16 protein-coding genes are annotated in these 15,997 nt (G+C 60.7%); 13 read left to right on the top strand and 3 right to left on the bottom strand.

The genetic code is table 11. The annotated features are described in order from the left end of the window. Positions 1 to 90: 90 nt before the first annotated feature. Both ACP7C6_RS01185 and ACP7C6_RS01180 read left to right on the top strand, forming a co-directional pair. Complete coding sequence (locus tag ACP7C6_RS01185; protein WP_028616684.1) at positions 91 to 633, top strand: sigma-70 family RNA polymerase sigma factor; 543 nt, start codon at positions 91 to 93, stop codon at positions 631 to 633. Continuing rightward, complete coding sequence (locus ACP7C6_RS01180) at positions 630 to 1,562, top strand: FecR family protein (RefSeq protein WP_353632436.1); 933 nt, start codon at positions 630 to 632, stop codon at positions 1,560 to 1,562. Before ACP7C6_RS01185 ends, ACP7C6_RS01180 begins: the two co-directional genes overlap by 4 nt. Here the strand turns inward: ACP7C6_RS01180 and ACP7C6_RS01175 are convergent. Beyond that, a complete protein-coding gene (locus ACP7C6_RS01175) occupies positions 1,559 to 3,376 on the bottom strand; it encodes a sigma-54-dependent Fis family transcriptional regulator (RefSeq protein ID WP_323986259.1) in 1,818 nt (605 codons plus the stop codon). The genes ACP7C6_RS01180 and ACP7C6_RS01175 overlap by 4 nt on opposite strands. 247 nt (positions 3,377 to 3,623) lie before the next feature. Here ACP7C6_RS01175 and ACP7C6_RS01170 point away from each other — a divergent pair, with 247 nt between their 5' ends. The 6 genes from ACP7C6_RS01170 to ACP7C6_RS01145 are packed head-to-tail and all read left to right on the top strand — an operon-like array spanning position 3,624 to position 9,547. Further along, positions 3,624 to 4,718 carry an ABC transporter ATP-binding protein gene (locus ACP7C6_RS01170; protein WP_426108160.1) on the top strand — a complete coding sequence of 365 codons (1,095 nt, stop codon included), beginning with the start codon at positions 3,624 to 3,626 and terminating at the stop codon, positions 4,716 to 4,718. Further along, the gene (locus ACP7C6_RS01165; RefSeq protein ID WP_426108159.1) at positions 4,718 to 5,815 is read left to right on the top strand and encodes an ABC transporter ATP-binding protein; all 1,098 of its coding nucleotides are present in this window, start codon (positions 4,718 to 4,720) and stop codon (positions 5,813 to 5,815) included. The genes ACP7C6_RS01170 and ACP7C6_RS01165 overlap by 1 nt, the downstream gene beginning before the upstream one ends. Next, entirely contained in the window at positions 5,812 to 6,678 is an 867-nt protein-coding gene (locus tag ACP7C6_RS01160; RefSeq protein WP_010209674.1) for a carbohydrate ABC transporter permease, read from the top strand. The genes ACP7C6_RS01165 and ACP7C6_RS01160 overlap by 4 nt, the downstream gene beginning before the upstream one ends. Positions 6,679 to 6,688: 10 nt before the next feature. Next, positions 6,689 to 7,489, top strand: a complete 801-nt coding sequence (locus ACP7C6_RS01155; RefSeq protein WP_003232361.1) for a carbohydrate ABC transporter permease — start codon at positions 6,689 to 6,691, stop codon at positions 7,487 to 7,489. 10 nt (positions 7,490 to 7,499) lie between these two features. Continuing rightward, the gene (locus ACP7C6_RS01150) at positions 7,500 to 7,772 is read left to right on the top strand and encodes a DUF2160 domain-containing protein (protein ID WP_016977309.1); all 273 of its coding nucleotides are present in this window, start codon (positions 7,500 to 7,502) and stop codon (positions 7,770 to 7,772) included. A gap of 32 nt (positions 7,773 to 7,804) precedes the next feature. Next, entirely contained in the window at positions 7,805 to 9,547 is a 1,743-nt protein-coding gene (locus ACP7C6_RS01145; RefSeq protein ID WP_028616679.1) for an ABC transporter substrate-binding protein, read from the top strand. A 119-nt stretch (positions 9,548 to 9,666) separates the two neighbouring features. On the opposite strand, the gene ACP7C6_RS01140 is transcribed toward ACP7C6_RS01145, so the two are convergent. Then, a complete protein-coding gene (locus tag ACP7C6_RS01140) occupies positions 9,667 to 10,095 on the bottom strand; it encodes a hypothetical protein (protein WP_028616678.1) in 429 nt (142 codons plus the stop codon). A gap of 164 nt (positions 10,096 to 10,259) precedes the next feature. Here ACP7C6_RS01140 and ACP7C6_RS01135 point away from each other — a divergent pair, with 164 nt between their 5' ends. Beyond that, positions 10,260 to 11,261, top strand: a complete 1,002-nt coding sequence (locus ACP7C6_RS01135) for an ABC transporter substrate-binding protein (RefSeq protein WP_426108154.1) — start codon at positions 10,260 to 10,262, stop codon at positions 11,259 to 11,261. Between the two features lie 120 nt (positions 11,262 to 11,381). On the opposite strand, the gene ACP7C6_RS01130 is transcribed toward ACP7C6_RS01135, so the two are convergent. Next, positions 11,382 to 12,278, bottom strand: coding sequence for a LysR substrate-binding domain-containing protein (locus ACP7C6_RS01130; protein WP_028616676.1), 897 nt, complete (start codon positions 12,276 to 12,278; stop codon positions 11,382 to 11,384). Between the two features lie 172 nt (positions 12,279 to 12,450). Between ACP7C6_RS01130 and ACP7C6_RS01125 the strand changes: the two genes are divergently transcribed. The 4 genes from ACP7C6_RS01125 to ACP7C6_RS01110 are packed head-to-tail and all read left to right on the top strand — an operon-like array spanning position 12,451 to position 15,959. Then, entirely contained in the window at positions 12,451 to 13,398 is a 948-nt protein-coding gene (locus ACP7C6_RS01125; protein WP_244699006.1) for a branched-chain amino acid ABC transporter permease, read from the top strand. Beyond that, positions 13,395 to 14,480, top strand: a complete 1,086-nt coding sequence (locus ACP7C6_RS01120; protein WP_028616674.1) for an ABC transporter permease subunit — start codon at positions 13,395 to 13,397, stop codon at positions 14,478 to 14,480. Before ACP7C6_RS01125 ends, ACP7C6_RS01120 begins: the two co-directional genes overlap by 4 nt. Continuing rightward, on the top strand, positions 14,477 to 15,250 hold the full coding sequence (locus ACP7C6_RS01115) for an ABC transporter ATP-binding protein (protein ID WP_028616673.1): 774 nt from the start codon (positions 14,477 to 14,479) through the stop codon (positions 15,248 to 15,250). The genes ACP7C6_RS01120 and ACP7C6_RS01115 overlap by 4 nt, the downstream gene beginning before the upstream one ends. Then, positions 15,243 to 15,959, top strand: a complete 717-nt coding sequence (locus tag ACP7C6_RS01110; protein WP_426108151.1) for an ABC transporter ATP-binding protein — start codon at positions 15,243 to 15,245, stop codon at positions 15,957 to 15,959. The genes ACP7C6_RS01115 and ACP7C6_RS01110 overlap by 8 nt, the downstream gene beginning before the upstream one ends. Positions 15,960 to 15,997 lie beyond the last annotated feature (38 nt).

The raw sequence follows: 15,997 nt of genomic DNA, 5'->3' as shown, positions 1-15,997 counted from the left end.
TCCGACATAGGAGCGGCACTTGCTCCTACACCGTTTTACTGGCATTGTTTGCGCAATTGGCAACTATTCCCATTTGAGATCTTTTTGCGCATGCATGACATTCCGGCCGCGCTGGGCGACTCCGTCCGGCAGCAGACCCTTACGGCGATGTACAGCGAGCACCACGGTTGGTTGCATGGCTGGCTGCGCAAGAAGCTCGGGTGTTCCCAACATGCTGCCGACCTTGCCCATGACGCCTTCATTCGCGTCTTGATGCTGGCCGAACCCCAACAGATCAAAGAGCCGCGTGCATTCCTCGCCACCACGGCAGGGCGGTTGCTGATCGATGGCGCCCGTCGTCGTCGCATCGAAAAAGCCTACATGGAAGCCCTGGTGATCCAGAGCGAAGACGCAGGCATGCCCGACCCGGCCGCTATTCATGTGGCGCTGCAAGCCCTGGAACGCATTGCTGAGATGCTTGCCGGATTGCCGGCCAAGGCCCGCGAAGCGTTCCTCTTGAGTCGTCTCGATGGGCTGACCTACAGCGAAATCGCCACACGTCTGGACGTGTCACCCAGCACGGTCAAAAACTACATCTCCAGTGCCCTGGTGCACTGCTACCACAGCCTGCACCCGGCAGACCCGCTGGCATGAGTTCCGAACAGATCATCCAGCAAGCGGCGCAGTGGCTTACCCGCCTGCACGACGAAGGCGTCACCGAAGCCGACCGCCAGGCGTTCAACACCTGGCGGTCGGCCGACCCGCGTCATGCCGTGGCCATCGAACGCATGGGCGCGTTATGGGGCAGCCTCGATACGCTGCCGGCCAAACCCGCACGCATTGCCCTGAACCGCGCATTCACTCCACGACGCCCGCGGGGGGCGCAGGTGGCGGGCTTGCTTGGCGTAGTCTTGTGCGGCTGGTTGGGCCTGCAACACCTGCCGGTTTGGATGGCCGACCAGCGCACCGGCGTTGGCGAGCGCCGGCAGATCGCCCTCGAAGACGGCAGCCAGTTGCAGCTCAACAGCAATTCCGCGGTGGACGTGAAGTTCGACGGCCATCAACGGGTCATCGAACTGCTGCAGGGCGAGCTCTGGGTGGACGTGGCCAAGGATGCGCAAAGGCCGTTCGTGGTGCGTACCGACCAAGGGACGGCCACGGCATTGGGCACGCGTTATCTGGTCAAGCGTGCGGCGGATGGCACCACGGTGGTCACGGTGATCGAGTCCACCGTCGCGGTCAAAGGCGACACCCGCGATGGGGTCAAGGTCACGGCCGGCCAGCGTACGGTCCTCGACCATGGCCGTGCCCAACCGCCGCAAGCCATCGGCAACAGCGACCCGGACGCCTGGACCCGTGGCCTGCTCAAGGTCAATGACCAACCCTTGAGCGAGGTGCTGCAAACCCTCGCCAGCTACCGCCACGGCATGCTGCGCTTCGATCCCCAGGCCTTGCAGAACCTGCGGGTGTCCGGCGTGTTCAAGCTGGATGACACGGCGGCGGCGCTCTCGTCACTGGCTGACAACTTGCCGATCCAGGTGGAGTACTTCACCGACCTGCTGGTGGTGGTCAAGCCGCGCTAGCGTTCGTGCTGGCGCAGGCGTTTGTACAGGGTATTGCGGCTCACCCCCAGCTCCCGCGCCAAGTGGGAGATGTTGCCGCCGGCCGCCTTCAAGCGCTGGTTCAGGTCAATGCTGTCATCCAGGTATTCACTGGCGGGCAGCGGCGGCTCCACCTTCAAGTCGACAAAGAAATCATCCGGCAGATGCTCTGCGCGGATCGGTTGTTCTTCGGCCATGGCCAGCGCCACCTGCAACACGCTGCTCACCTGACGCAGATTCCCCGGCCACGGATGCTGCTCGAATAGCGCCAGCACTTCGGCGCTGAGGCCCGCCCATTGAGTTGGCTCGCGGTGCTGCTGCCACAGTTGCTGGAACAGCGCCTGCTTGTCGGTCCGTTCGCGCAACGGCGGCAGTTCCAGGGTCAGGCCGCCGATGCGGTAGTACAAGTCTTCACGGAAACGTCCGGCCTGTACCAGCTCACGCAACGCGCGGTTAGTGGCCGAGATGATGCGCAAGTCCACCGGGAACAATTCGCTGCTGCCCACCGGCTGCACACAGCGTTCCTGCAACACCCGCAGCAAACGGGCCTGGGTCGGCAGGGGCATATCACCGATCTCATCGAGAAACAGCGTGCCTTTGTCGGCCTTGCGGATCAGGCCGATGCTGCCTTTCTGATTGGCGCCGGTAAAGGCGCCTTTTTCGTAGCCGAACAGTTCCGATTCCACCAGTTCGGCGGGAATCGCCGCACAGTTCACCGCGATAAATGCCTTCTGGCTGCGCGAACTGGCCTGGTGCAGGGCTTTGACGAACACTTCCTTGCCCACGCCGGTCTCGCCGTGGATCAGCAGCGGAATGTCCTTCTCCAGTAAGCGTTCGGCCTGACGCACGGCTTTTTCCACGCGCACATCGCCAAAGTGCAGGGTCTTGAGACCGATCGACGCAGGCTTCGGCGGCGTTGGCTCGGTGAACACGCGTGCCTGCACGGGTACCTGCTTGGGGCGTCTCAACAAACATTGGAAACGGTTGCGTCCCGCGGCTTGCAGGGAGAAGGGCAGCCCTTCCGGCTGGTTCAACAACTCCAGCAATGACACCTTGAACAAACTGTCGATCATCACCCGCGACAAGCTGATACCCAGCAGGTTGTCGGCACGCCGGTTGGCCGACAACACCTGGCCGCTCTCATCAAAAATCAACAAGCCCGCCCATTGACTGTCGAGGTTGCTCAGGCCGGTGTTGAAGGTCAGTTGGAAGTGCTCGCCGCGAAACAGGTTGAGGATCAGCCGGTTTTCCACGGTCTGGCTCATCATCTTGACCATGCCCAGGGTGTGGGAGGGCGGCAGGTAGCTGTCGCTGGACACATCCAGCACTGCGATGATTTCGCGCTGGGCATCGAAGATCGGCGCCGCCGAGCCGGTCATGAAGCGGTTAGCCTTGAGGAAGTGTTCATCGTGTTCGATATGCACCGCCTGGGCACACGCCAGCGCGGTACCGATGGCATTGGTGCCGCTGGAGCGCTCCATCCAACTGGCGCCAGGGTTGAAGCCGCGCGCCAGCTTGGGCTCGATAAAACGCTGGGTGCCCCAACTGGTCAGCACCTGGCCCTGGTTGTCGGCCAACATGATCAGGCAATTGGAATTGCTGAGGATGTTTTCGTAGTAGGGCAGTACTTCCTGATGGGTGGTCTGCACCAGCGAATGCTGGCTTTCCAGCAATTGGCTGATGCCCTCGGCGGGGAGTTGGTCGAAGCTGGGCGTGCTCTGGTGATCCAGGCCGAAGGCGCGGCAACGGCGCCAGGATTCCTGGATAAGGGTGTCGTGAGCCATTGGTTCGGCCATGGGCGACCTTCTGCTTTTTATTGTTTTTATGGGGGCCCGCAGGCGCGGGGGCCTAACTAGTGTTGTTCAGTACTGTTCATTGTCAACCCCCTGATTGTTCAGTTGTTCAGCCAGGGTTGTTCATTTCTGTTCACTCCTGAACATCGCTCTCTCGTCATTTCCTTGTGGATCAAGCACCTGCCAGTTCTGGCACGAAACTCGCTCTAGCGGATTGCCAGATTCATTCCAATAATAAAAAGGTCGTGTCATGTCATTGACCCTGGAAAATGTCTCCCGTGTTGTCGAAGGCCAAACCTGGATCGACGACGCCACCCTGCGATTCGAAGCCGGTTCCTTCAACGTCCTGCTCGGCCGCACCTTGTCCGGCAAGACCAGCCTGATGCGCCTGATGGCCGGCTTGGACAAGCCCAACAGCGGCCGCATCCTGATGAACGGCGTGGATGTCACGCAAAAACCGGTGCGCCTGCGCAACGTGTCGATGGTGTACCAGCAGTTCATCAACTACCCGACCATGACCGTGTTCGAGAACATCGCCTCGCCCTTGCGCCAGGCCGGTGTGTCCAACGAGGTGATCCAGGGCAGGGTGCTGGAAACCGCGAAAATGCTGCGTATCGAAAAATTCCTCCAGCGCCACCCGTTGGAGCTCTCCGGCGGCCAGCAGCAACGCACGGCCATGGCCCGTGCGCTGGTCAAGGACGCCGAGCTGATCCTGTTCGACGAGCCGCTGGTAAACCTGGACTACAAACTGCGCGAAGAGCTGCGTCAGGAAATGCGCGAGCTGTTCGCCGCGCGCCATACCATTGCCATCTATGCCACCACCGAGCCCAATGAAGCCCTTGCCCTCGGCGGCACCACCACCATCCTGCATGAAGGCCGGGTGATCCAGAGCGGCAAGGCCGCCGAGGTGTATCACCAGCCGCAGACGGTGCTGGCCGCCGAGCTGTTTTCCGAGCCGCCGATCAACCTGATGCCAGGTCGCATCAGTGGCAATGAAGTGAGCTTCGCCAATTTCGTGCACTTCCCGCTGAACGTCGACCTGCGCCCCATCGGCGAAGGCGAGTTCCGTTTCGGCGTACGCCCCAGCCATATCAGCCTGGTGCCGAGCAACGATGACGACCTGGAGCTGGCGGTCACCGTGGAAGTCGCGGAGATCAGCGGTTCGGAAACCTTTCTGTACGTGCGCAGCGAGCATTTCCTGCTGGTGCTGCATCTGCCGGGGGTGCACGAATACGACGTCGATGCGCCTATCCGTGTGTACATCCCCACCCATAAACTGTTTGTGTTCGATGGTCAGGGCCGTTTGGTCCAGGCCCCCGGGCGCCGTGTCGCGAGGGTTGCCTGATGGCCGAGATCCATTTGCAGAACCTGGCACACAGCTACAGCCCTACGCCGAGTGGTCCTGAGGACTACGCCATCCGGGAAATGAACCATGTGTGGGAGCAGGGTGGAGCCTACGCTTTGCTTGGGCCGTCGGGCTGCGGCAAGTCGACCTTGCTCAATATTATCTCCGGCCTGCTGAGCCCGTCCGAAGGCCAGGTGTTGTTCGACGCCAAAGTCGTGAACGACCTCACCCCGGAAAAGCGCAACATCGCCCAGGTGTTCCAGTTCCCGGTGGTGTACGACACCATGACGGTATTCGACAACCTGGCGTTCCCGCTGCGTAACCAGGGCATGGCCGAGGCGAAAATTCACAGCAAGGTGCAGGAAATTGCCGAGGTCCTCGACCTGCAAAACCTGCTGACTAAAAAGGCCCGCAACCTCACCGCCGATGAAAAGCAGAAGGTCTCCATGGGCCGTGGGCTGGTGCGTGACGACGTGTCGGCGATCCTCTTTGACGAACCGCTGACGGTGATCGACCCGCACCTCAAGTGGAAACTGCGGCGCAAGCTCAAACAGATCCACGAGCAGTTCAACATCACCATGGTCTACGTCACCCACGACCAGTTGGAGGCCTCGACCTTCGCCGACAAAATCGCGGTGATGTACGGCGGGCAAATCGTGCAATTCGGCACGCCGCGTGACCTGTTCGAACGGCCTAGCCACACTTTTGTCGGCTATTTCATCGGCAGTCCTGGGATGAATCTGATCGAGGTGCAGGCGGAGGCGGGCGGGGTGCGCTTTGCCGGCACCCATCTGCCGTTGTCCGAGGCGCTGCAGCAACGCATTGCCAGCACCGACTACCAGAAACTGCAGGTCGGCATCCGCCCGGAATTCATCCACGTGTGGGACGAGCACAATCCCGACGCCCTGCAGGCCGAGGTCACACACCTGGAAGACCTTGGCACCTACAAAATCATCACCCTCAACCTGGATGGCGCGTTGCTCAAGGTGCGCCTGGCCGAAGACAAACCGGTGCCCGAAGGCAAGGCCTCCATCAGCTTTCCCGCGCAGTGGCTGATGGTGTACGCCGACGATTACCTGCTGGAGGTGCAGCCATGAACAAGGTGCAGAACAACAAGGCCTGGTGGCTGGTGTTGCCAGTGTTCCTGCTGGTGGCGTTCAGCGCGGTGATCCCGATGATGACCGTGGTCAACTACTCGGTGCAGGACATCTTTGACCAGTCCAGCCGCTACTTCGTCGGCGCCGACTGGTACAAGCAGGTGCTGCTTGACCCGCGTCTGCACGACTCGCTGCTGCGCCAGTTCATCTACTCGGCCTGCGTGCTGCTGATCGAAATTCCGCTGGGCATCGCCATCGCCCTGACCATGCCGACCAAGGGCCGCTGGTCGTCGCTGGTGCTGATCATTCTCGCGATTCCGCTGCTGATCCCTTGGAACGTGGTGGGTACGATCTGGCAGATTTTTGGCCGCGCCGATATCGGTTTGCTGGGTTACAGCCTCAACGCCCTGGGCATCAGCTACAACTACGCGGCCAACACCATGGACGCCTGGGTCACGGTGCTGGTAATGGATGTATGGCACTGGACGTCGCTGGTGGCGCTGCTCTGCTACTCCGGGCTACGCGCGATTCCGGACGTGTACTACCAGGCTGCGCGGATTGATCGGGCATCGCCTTGGGCGGTGTTCCGACATATCCAGTTGCCGAAGATGAAAAGCGTGCTGCTGATCGCGGTGATGCTGCGCTTCATGGACAGCTTCATGATCTATACCGAGCCGTTCGTCCTCACTGGCGGCGGGCCGGGTAATGCCACCACGTTCCTGAGTCAGACGCTGACCCAGATGGCCGTAGGCCAATTCGACCTGGGCCCGGCGGCGGCGTTCTCGCTGGTGTATTTCCTGATCATCCTGTTGGTGTCCTGGCTGTTCTACACCGCCATGACCCACTCCGACGCCAACCGCTGAGGCCGCCAACATGAGCAAGCGCAAGCTTATTCCGCTGCTGATCTACATCCTGTTCCTGCTGGTGCCGATCTACTGGCTACTGAATATGTCCTTCAAGAGCAACACCGAAATCCTCGGCGGGCTGACGCTGTTTCCGCAGGATTTCACCTTGGCCAACTACAAGGTGATCTTTACCGACCCGAGCTGGTACACCGGTTACCTCAACTCGCTGTACTACGTAAGCCTGAACACGGTGATCTCCCTGAGCGTGGCGCTGCCGGCGGCCTATGCGTTTTCGCGCTACCGTTTCCTGGGTGACAAGCACCTGTTCTTCTGGCTGCTGACCAACCGCATGGCGCCGCCGGCGGTGTTTCTGCTGCCGTTCTTCCAGCTGTATTCGTCGATTGGTTTGTTTGACACCCATATCGCCGTAGCCCTGGCCCACTGCCTGTTCAACGTGCCGTTGGCGGTGTGGATCCTCGAAGGCTTCATGTCCGGGGTGCCCAAGGAAATCGACGAAACCGCCTACATCGACGGCTACTCGTTTCCCAAGTTCTTCGTGAAGATCTTCATCCCGTTGATTGGCTCCGGCATCGGGGTGACCGCGTTTTTCTGCTTCATGTTTTCCTGGGTCGAACTGCTGCTGGCGCGCACCCTGACCTCGGTCAACGCCAAGCCCATCGCGGCAGTAATGACGCGCACGGTCTCGGCGTCGGGTATCGATTGGGGCGTGCTGGCGGCGGCGGGGGTGTTGACTATCCTTCCCGGCATGCTGGTGATCTGGTTTGTTCGCAACCACGTGGCCAAGGGCTTTGCCCTGGGCCGGGTCTGAGGAGTCGATGATGGAATGGATGGCCTGGACCACCCCCACCGCGCTGTTCTTTGGTGCCATAGCCCTGATCCTCGCGGGCATGACCACCTGGGAATTGCGTTCGCCGAGCATTCCTCGGCGCGGTTTGTTACCGATCAGCACCACCCGTGGTGATCGTTTGTTTATCGGTCTTCTCGGCAGCGCCTACCTGCATTTACTGGTCATTGGCGCTACCGACTGGAGCATCTGGGTGGCGTCCGCGCTCTCCCTGGTATGGCTGTTGAGTGTGATGCGTTGGGGCTGATGCCCTTGTGAATAAACAACCTGGAGGTCTCTATGTTGAATAAGAACAATAAGCTGCGACATAGCATTTCATTGGCCGCCGTACTGGCCCTCAGCGGTTTGAGCGCTTCGGCCTGGGCCGATGCGTACGAAGATGCCGCGAAAAAATGGATCGGCAGCGAATTCAAACCGTCCACCCTCACCGCTGAACAGCAGCTTGAGGAACTCAAGTGGTTTATCAAGGCGTCGGAACCGTTCCGTGGGATGAAGATCAACGTGGTGTCGGAAACCCTCACCACCCACGAGTACGAGTCCAAGGTGCTGGCCAAGGCCTTCAGCGAAATCACGGGGATCAAGCTGACCCACGACCTGCTGCAGGAAGGCGACGTGGTGGAGAAGCTGCAAACCCAGATGCAGTCCGACAAGAACATTTATGACGGCTGGGTCAATGACTCGGACCTGATCGGTACGCACTTTCGCTACGGCAAGACCGAATCCATCACCGACCTGATGGCCAACGAAGGCAAGGACTTCACCTCGCCGACCCTGGATATCAAGGACTTTATCGGTATCTCCTTTACCACCGCGCCGGACGGCAAGATCTACCAGCTACCCGACCAGCAGTTCGCCAACCTGTACTGGTTCCGCGCCGATTGGTTTGAGCGCGCGGACCTGAAAGCCAAGTTCAAGGAAAAGTACGGTTATGAACTCGGCGTGCCGGTGAACTGGTCGGCGTATGAAGACATCGCCAAGTTCTTTAGCGAAGACGTCAAGGAAATCGACGGCAAGCGCGTGTACGGGCACATGGACTACGGCAAGAAAGACCCGTCCCTGGGCTGGCGCTTCACCGATGCCTGGTTCTCCATGGCCGGTGGTGGCGACAAGGGCCTGCCGAACGGCTTGCCGGTGGACGAGTGGGGCATTCGCGTGGAGGACTGCCACCCGGTCGGCTCCAGCGTCACCCGTGGCGGCGACACCAACGGCCCTGCCGCCGTGTACGCCACCCAGAAATACGTGGACTGGATGAAAGCCTACGCGCCACCGGAGGCGGCGGGCATGACCTTCTCCGAATCCGGCCCGGTGCCGTCCCAAGGCAACATCGCCCAGCAGATTTTCTGGTACACCGCGTTTACCGCCGACATGGTCAAACCGGGTTTGCCGGTGGTGAATGCCGACGGCACGCCGAAGTGGCGCATGGCGCCGTCGCCGGTAGGACCGTACTGGGAAAAGGGCATGAAGAAGGGCTATCAGGACGTAGGTTCCTGGACCTTCCTCAAGTCGACGCCTGAGAAGCAGAAACTCGCGGCCTGGCTCTACGCGCAGTTCGTGACCTCGAAAACCGTCTCGCTGAAGAAGACCATCGTCGGCCTGACGCCGATCCGTGAGTCCGACATCAACTCCCAGGCCATGACCGACATGGCGCCGAAACTGGGTGGCCTGGTGGAGTTCTATCGCAGCCCGGCCCGTACCGAATGGTCGCCGACCGGCACCAACGTGCCCGACTATCCACGCCTGGCACAACTGTGGTGGAGCAACATCGCGGCGGCCGCCAGCGGCGAGAAAACCCCGCAGCAGGCGCTGGACAACCTGGCCAAGGAACAGGACGCGATCATGACGCGCCTGGAACGCTCCAAGGTGCAACCGGTGTGCGGCCCGAAAATGAACCCAGAGCGTGACGCGCAATACTGGTTCGACCAGCCGGGCGCGCCGAAACCGAAACTGGCCAACGAAAAGCCGAAAGGCGAGACCGTGGCTTATGGCGACTTGCTCAAACAGTGGGAGGCGGCGCGCAAGTAAACGCGTTGAGTGGAGCAAAACGGCACTCACGTGCCGTTTTGTTTTTCCATCACGGAAAGCATGCAAATTTCAAAACAATACAAATCAAATGTGGGAGCTGGCTTGCGGTGATTTTAAGATCACGCCGCCTGCGGCTGAACCTGCAACACGCCCTCTACGTCCTTGACCAACCCACTGGCCAAAAACAGCGGTGCCAGGCGTTTGTGCAGTTGCGGCTCGACAAACTCCTTCACCGTGTCCAGCGCCAGTACACCGCTCAATGGCAACTCCGCCTTGGTGTACGACAACCAGGCTTTCTTCAACGCTTGCAACACATCGCTGCCCGCCGTGGTGGCGAAGCGGCGGTGGGTGGGTTTGCCGTCGAAGGTGAAGGTGTGCTGGAACTCGTAGCCGGTTTCATCACCTTGGCTGGCGGTGCAGCGGATGCAGCTGCACGGGCCGTCGCCGAAGGCGCTGCGCAGGTAGGCGTTGAAGTCCACCACGGGTTTGAGTGACAGGCGCTTATCCACCTCGAACAGGTCCCCGGTCATTTTTTCGTCAGTGTTCAACGTCCATTTCCTCGCAGTGTGCGGCAGGTTTTCAAAGCGCGGCACAATACCAGCCGAGCGCCTGTTTGTGGGTTATTTGCATAACAATAGATCCCGATATTCTTTTCCAGTATTAAAAATCGCCGCTAGGCTCCATCACCTTATTAAAAACGCGGCAGACTCCTATGACTTTCAAGCGTTCTTCCCTGACCCTGCTGGCTGCTGCGACAGCCTTGATCAGTATCGGCGCCCACGCCGAAGGCAAGATCAGCATCGCCCAGCAATTCGGCATCGGCTACCTGATCCTCGATGTGGTGCGTGACCAGAACCTGATCGAAAAGCACGGCAAGGAACAGGGCCTGGACATCAAGGTGGAGTGGAACAGCATTTCCGGTGCCACCGCGATGAATGAGTCGCTGTTGGCCGGTGCCTTGGATGTGGTCTCGGCCGGGGTGCCGCCGATGCTCACCCTGTGGGACCGCACGCAGGGCAAGCAGAACGTCAAGGCCATCGCCTCCCTCGGCTCGATGCCCAACTACCTGTTGACCAACAACCCCAACGTGAAAACCCTCAAGGACTTCACCGAGAAAGACCGCATCGCCGTGCCCGCCGCTGGCGTGGGCTTCCAGTCGCGCACCCTGCAGATCGAAACCGCCAAGCAGTTCGGCGACGCCAACTACAAGAAGTTCGACGACATCTCCATCAGCCTGGCCCACCCTGATGCGACTGCCGCGCTGATTGCCGGTGGTTCGGAGATCAATGCGCATTTTTCCAGTCCGCCGTTCCAGTACCAGGAACTGTTGAATCCCAACGTGCACAAGGTGCTCAGTTCCTATGACATCCTGGGTGATCAGGCGACGTTCAACGTGCTCTACACCACGCAGAAATTCCACGACGAAAACCCCAAGACCTACAAGGCGTTCTATGACGCGCTGGCCGAGGCCGAAAAGATCATCAAGGCCGACAAACCGGCTGCGGCCAAGGCCTATATTCGCGTAGAACAGTCGAAATTGCCGTTGGACCTGGTAGAGAAGATTGTCCAGGACCCGGAAATCGATTTCACCATCGTGCCGCAGCGTACCTACATCTACGCCGAAAAATTGCAGGAACTCGGCGTGCTGAAAAACAAGGCCGCCAGTTGGAAGGACTACTTCTTTGAAGAAGCCCATGGCGGCAATGGCAGCTGAAATCGCTTTCTGTAGGAGCGAGCTTGCTCGCGAAGGTCGTTAACGATAACGCAGCGCATCGGGTTTGACGCGGCGCTCTTGGGTTCTTCGCGAGCAAGCTCGCTCCTACAGTAGGTTGGGTTAAACGGCGATCAGACTGCGCTTGATCCAGTCATACAAGTCATTCCCCTCGCTCGACAATTCACTGTTGGCCCGCCGGCACAGGTAGTACTGGCGGCCATCATTGACCTCCAGTTCAAACAACTTCACCAGCTCGCCACTGGCCACCAGTGGTGCCACCAGCGGCTCGCGCAGCAAGGCGCAGCCGAGGCCGGTGAGGGTGGCGGTGAGCGCCAGTTGGCCGTCTTCCAGCAACAACCCATTCAGTGCCGTGGTGTCGACATCGGCCGCTTCGAACCACTGGCCCCAAGTGCCACGCTCTTCGTCGTGCAGCAGTGGCAGTTGGCTCAGCGCCTCGGGTGAGTCGATAGGGCCGTGCTGCGCCAGGAAATCGCGGCTGCAATAAGGCGTCACCGCGCCGGAGATCAGCGGCTCACTGTAATAACCCGGCCAATGCCCGGTGCCGAAGCGGATCGACAGGTCGGCTGCATCGCTGGGGTAACTGCGGTGGTTGGCGTAGGTCACGTTGATGTCCAGCGCCGGGTGGTCCTTCAGAAAATCCGCCAGGCGCGGGATGAATAGGTTGATGCCAAACAGCGGGATCAGGCTGATGGTCACCTGGCGCGTGGCGCTTTTTTCGCGCACGTGCTCGGTGGCGCTGCGCAGTACGGCGAAGGCCGAACGAATCGCGCGGTAATACTCACGGCCTTCATCGGTAAGCACCAGGTTACGGCCCTGGCGCAAGGTCAGCGGCTGTTGCAGGAAATCTTCCAGCAAGTGCAATTGATGGCTGATGGCCGAGGCGGACACGTCCAGCTCGCGCGCGGCGGCATTCACTCCGCCATGGCGCGCGAAAGCTTCGAACGTGCGCACGGCACGCAGGGGAGGGTCGTTGGCTAACTGTTCTGATTTATTCATGTATTGAATTAAATACTAACTTTTAACCTGAATAAAGAGCCATAAATGCCGTATATCTGGCATAAATAGCCTGTTATTCGTTTGATATATGCATATGACTTTCTGATATTTGATAAAAACAGAATAGATGCTTAGTGTGCCGCCCTTGCACGCACTGAGGTTTCTGGTCCTGATGGATGGGTTTATCCAACAACTGCTCAACGGTCTGATGACGGGCAGTCTCTACGCGCTGGTGGCCTTGGGTTACACCATGGTCTATGGCATTTTGCGCATCATCAACTTTGCCCACGGCGATGTGCTGATGATCGGCGCGTTGGTGGGGTTGTCGGTGATCCGCCTGGTGCAGGCCGCTTGGCCTGCGCTGCCGCCGGTGCTGGTGCTGCTCTGTGCAACCTTGGTTGCCATGGCGTTTTGCGCGGTACTCGCGGTGGTGATCGAACGCGTCGCCTATCGTCGCCTGCGCCATGCCCCGCGCCTGGCGCCCCTGATCAGCGGGATTGGCGTGTCGCTGCTGCTGCAAACCATCGCCATGCTGGTGTGGACCCGCAACCCGCAGATGTTCCCGCAACTGCTGCCGCTGGCGCCGATTGAAGTGTTGGCCGGTGCCTCGGCGCATCCAGCGATTACCAACGTCACGGCGCTGACTACTATCGCTATCGCGCTCTCGGTGATGGTCGCGCTGCTGGTGCTGGTGGAGCGCACGCGCTTCGGCCGGGCCATGCGTGCGGTGGCGGAGAATCCCCAGGTCGCCAGTTTGATGGGTATCAGCCCCAATCGGATTATCGTCATCACCTTTGCCATAGGCGGCGCCCTGGCAGCACTCGCCGGGATCATGATGGCCAGCAACTACGGCAGCGCGCATTTCTACATGGGCTTCCTGCCCGGCATCAAAGCCTTCACCGCAGCAGTGCTGGGCGGCATCGGCAACCTCAAGGGCGCCATGCTTGGTGGCCTGCTGCTGGGGCTGATCGAAGCCCTGGGCACGGGTTACCTGGGCGCGGCCACGAATGGCGTGTTCGGCAGTAATTACCAGGATGTGTTCGCCTTTATCGTGTTGATCGCGGTGCTGGTGTTCCGTCCTTCGGGGTTGTTGGGCGAACGTTTGGCGACCCGCGCATGATCAAGTCTCTGTCTCCCAACAAGCGTGCGAGTCTCGGCTTGCTGCTGTTCGCCGTGGCCCTGGTATTGGCGCCTTGGATCGTCGGGCATGCCGGCGGCAACACCTGGGTGCGCACCCTGGACTTTGCCCTGCTGTACATCATGCTCGCCCTTGGCCTGAATATCGTGGTCGGTTACGCCGGGCTGCTGGACATGGGCTTCATCGCGTTTTACGCGGTGGGTGCCTATCTGGCAGCGTTGCTCTCGTCACCCCATCTGCTGCAACAGTTCCCGGCATTGGCCGCGCTGTTGCCGGCAGGGATGCACACCTCGATCTGGCTGATCCTGCCGTTGGGCGCGCTGCTTGCTGCCGGTTGCGGCGTAGTGCTGGGTGCACCGACCCTGCGCCTGCGCGGCGATTACCTGGCCATCGTCACCCTGGGCTTTGGCGAAATCATCCGCATCCTGCTGCGCAACCTCGATCGCCCGGTAAATATCACCAACGGGCCCAAAGGCATTGCCCAAGTCGATCCGGTCAGCCTGCTGGGCGTGAACCTCGGTCGCACCCAGGAACTATTCGGTCTGCGCCTGCCGTCGGTCTATCTCTACTACTACCTGTTCACCGCGCTGGTGGTGCTGATCCTGTTTGCCTGCATCCGCCTGGAGCGCTCGCGCATCGGCCGCGCCTGGGTGGCGATCCGTGAAGACGAAGAAGCGGCGCAGGCCATGGGCGTGAACACCGTGCGTCTCAAGCTGTTGGCGTTTGCCATTGGTGCCGCGTTCGGCGGGGTGAGCGGGGCGCTGTTCGCTTCGTTCCAGGGCTTTGTTTCGCCGGAGTCCTTCACCCTCAACGAGTCCATCGCCGTGTTGGCCATGGTGGTGCTGGGTGGCATGGGCCATATCCCTGGCGTGATCCTCGGCTGCGTGCTGTTGGCGGCCTTGCCCGAAGCCTTGCGCGCCAGCATGGGCCCGCTGCAGCAGGCGCTGTTCGGCCAGGTGCTGGTGGACCCGGAAATCATCCGCCAGTTGTTTTACGGCCTGGCGCTGATTCTGGCGATGCTCTATCGACCGGCCGGGCTGTGGCCCAAAGGAGTGGCACGATGAACGCACCGCTGTTGCAGATAGACCACGTCAACAAGCACTTCGGCGGCGTCGCGGCGCTGACCGATGTGAGCCTGAGCATCCAGCCCGGTGAGATTTATGGGTTGATCGGCCCGAACGGCGCGGGCAAGACCACGTTCTTTAATGTGATGACCGGCTTGTATACCCCGGATTCCGGGCGTTTCCAGTTAGATGGCCGCGACTACCAGCCCACCAGCGTGCATCAGGTGGCCGAGGCGGGCATTGCCCGCACGTTCCAGAACATCCGCCTGTTCAATGCGATGAGCGCCCTGGAAAACGTTATGGTCGGGCGCCATGTGCGCACCCGCAACGGCCTGTGGGCGGCCTTGAGCCGCCACCGCCGCGCGCAGGAAGAAGAGGCGCAAACCCGCGCCCATGCCCATCGTTTGTTGGCGTATGTAGGCCTGGCCGGCTTTGCCAATTACCGCGCCGACAGCCTCAGCTACGGCCATCAACGCCGCCTGGAAATCGCCCGCGCCTTGGCCACCGAGCCACGCCTGTTGGCCCTGGATGAACCGGCGGCCGGCATGAACGCCAGCGAGAAAGTGCAACTGCGCGGCCTGCTGGAAAAGATCCGCGATGACGGCCACACGCTGTTGCTGATCGAACACGACGTCAAGCTGGTGATGGGCGTATGCGACCGCATCAGCGTGCTCGACTACGGCCAGGTCATCGCCGTCGGCCCACCAGCCGAAGTGCGTCAGCATCCGGCGGTGATCCAGGCCTATCTGGGAGCCAGCGCGCATGTCTGAAGCCTTGTTGAACGTCAAGGGCTTGCAGGTGCGCTACGGCGCCATTGAGGCCGTCAAATCCCTGGACCTGCATATCGCTGAAGGCGAGCGTGTCACGCTGATCGGCGCCAATGGCGCGGGCAAGTCCTCCAGCCTCAAGGCCTTGACTGGTTTGCTCCCAGCGGCCAAGGGTGAGATCCGTTTTGCCGGGCGATCGATTCTCGGCCAGGCGCCGGAAAAACTGCTGCGCCAGGGCATCGCCATGGTCCCGGAAGGCCGCGGGATTTTCGCGCGCATGAGCGTGCTGGAAAACCTGCAGGCTGGCGCCTTTCTGCGTCGCGATAACGAGCAAGTGCAGCGCGAAATGCGCCAGTTGTTCGAACACTTCCCGCGCCTGGAAGAACGCCTGCATCAGTCCGCCGGCCTGTTGTCTGGTGGCGAGCAACAGATGCTCGCCCTGGCCCGTGCGCTGTTGTCACGCCCGCGCTTGTTGATCCTGGATGAGCCGTCCATGGGCCTGGCGCCGATCATGGTCGAGAAGATCTTCCAGGTGATCGACGACGTCTGTCGCCAGGGCATGACCCTGTTGCTGGTGGAACAGAACGCACGGCTGGCGCTGCAAGTCACCGACCGTGCCTACGTGATGGACACCGGGCGCATCACCTTGACCGGCCCCTCCCAGGCTTTGCTTGAACACCCCGAGGTGCGCAGTGCCTACCTCGGTGAATAAAACCATGACGCTACCGGACGCCCGGCGTGTTCCGACCC

The organism is Pseudomonas sp. TWR1-1-4, from assembly GCF_049897165.1.
In the GTDB taxonomy this organism is placed as follows: domain Bacteria; phylum Pseudomonadota; class Gammaproteobacteria; order Pseudomonadales; family Pseudomonadaceae; genus Aquipseudomonas; species Aquipseudomonas canadensis.
Note: the sequence above shows the minus strand (reverse complement) of the source record. Positions and strands in the feature narration are given on the sequence as shown.

What these genes read in the sequence shown, in the direction of transcription:
- ACP7C6_RS01125 (WP_244699006.1), top strand. Translation starts at nt 12,451, where the DNA reads ATGGATGGGTTTATCCAACAACTGCTCAACGGTCTGATGACGGGCAGT.
- ACP7C6_RS01185 (WP_028616684.1), top strand. Translation starts at nt 91, where the DNA reads ATGCATGACATTCCGGCCGCGCTGGGCGACTCCGTCCGGCAGCAGACC.
- ACP7C6_RS01150 (WP_016977309.1), top strand. Translation starts at nt 7,500, where the DNA reads ATGGAATGGATGGCCTGGACCACCCCCACCGCGCTGTTCTTTGGTGCC.
- ACP7C6_RS01170 (WP_426108160.1), top strand. Translation starts at nt 3,624, where the DNA reads ATGTCATTGACCCTGGAAAATGTCTCCCGTGTTGTCGAAGGCCAAACC.
- ACP7C6_RS01155 (WP_003232361.1), top strand. Translation starts at nt 6,689, where the DNA reads ATGAGCAAGCGCAAGCTTATTCCGCTGCTGATCTACATCCTGTTCCTG.
- ACP7C6_RS01110 (WP_426108151.1), top strand. Translation starts at nt 15,243, where the DNA reads ATGTCTGAAGCCTTGTTGAACGTCAAGGGCTTGCAGGTGCGCTACGGC.
- ACP7C6_RS01120 (WP_028616674.1), top strand. Translation starts at nt 13,395, where the DNA reads ATGATCAAGTCTCTGTCTCCCAACAAGCGTGCGAGTCTCGGCTTGCTG.
- ACP7C6_RS01165 (WP_426108159.1), top strand. Translation starts at nt 4,718, where the DNA reads ATGGCCGAGATCCATTTGCAGAACCTGGCACACAGCTACAGCCCTACG.
- ACP7C6_RS01180 (WP_353632436.1), top strand. Translation starts at nt 630, where the DNA reads ATGAGTTCCGAACAGATCATCCAGCAAGCGGCGCAGTGGCTTACCCGC.
- ACP7C6_RS01160 (WP_010209674.1), top strand. Translation starts at nt 5,812, where the DNA reads ATGAACAAGGTGCAGAACAACAAGGCCTGGTGGCTGGTGTTGCCAGTG.
- ACP7C6_RS01145 (WP_028616679.1), top strand. Translation starts at nt 7,805, where the DNA reads ATGTTGAATAAGAACAATAAGCTGCGACATAGCATTTCATTGGCCGCC.
- ACP7C6_RS01115 (WP_028616673.1), top strand. Translation starts at nt 14,477, where the DNA reads ATGAACGCACCGCTGTTGCAGATAGACCACGTCAACAAGCACTTCGGC.
- ACP7C6_RS01130 (WP_028616676.1), bottom strand. Translation starts at nt 12,278, where the DNA reads ATGAATAAATCAGAACAGTTAGCCAACGACCCTCCCCTGCGTGCCGTG.
- ACP7C6_RS01175 (WP_323986259.1), bottom strand. Translation starts at nt 3,376, where the DNA reads ATGGCCGAACCAATGGCTCACGACACCCTTATCCAGGAATCCTGGCGC.
- ACP7C6_RS01135 (WP_426108154.1), top strand. Translation starts at nt 10,260, where the DNA reads ATGACTTTCAAGCGTTCTTCCCTGACCCTGCTGGCTGCTGCGACAGCC.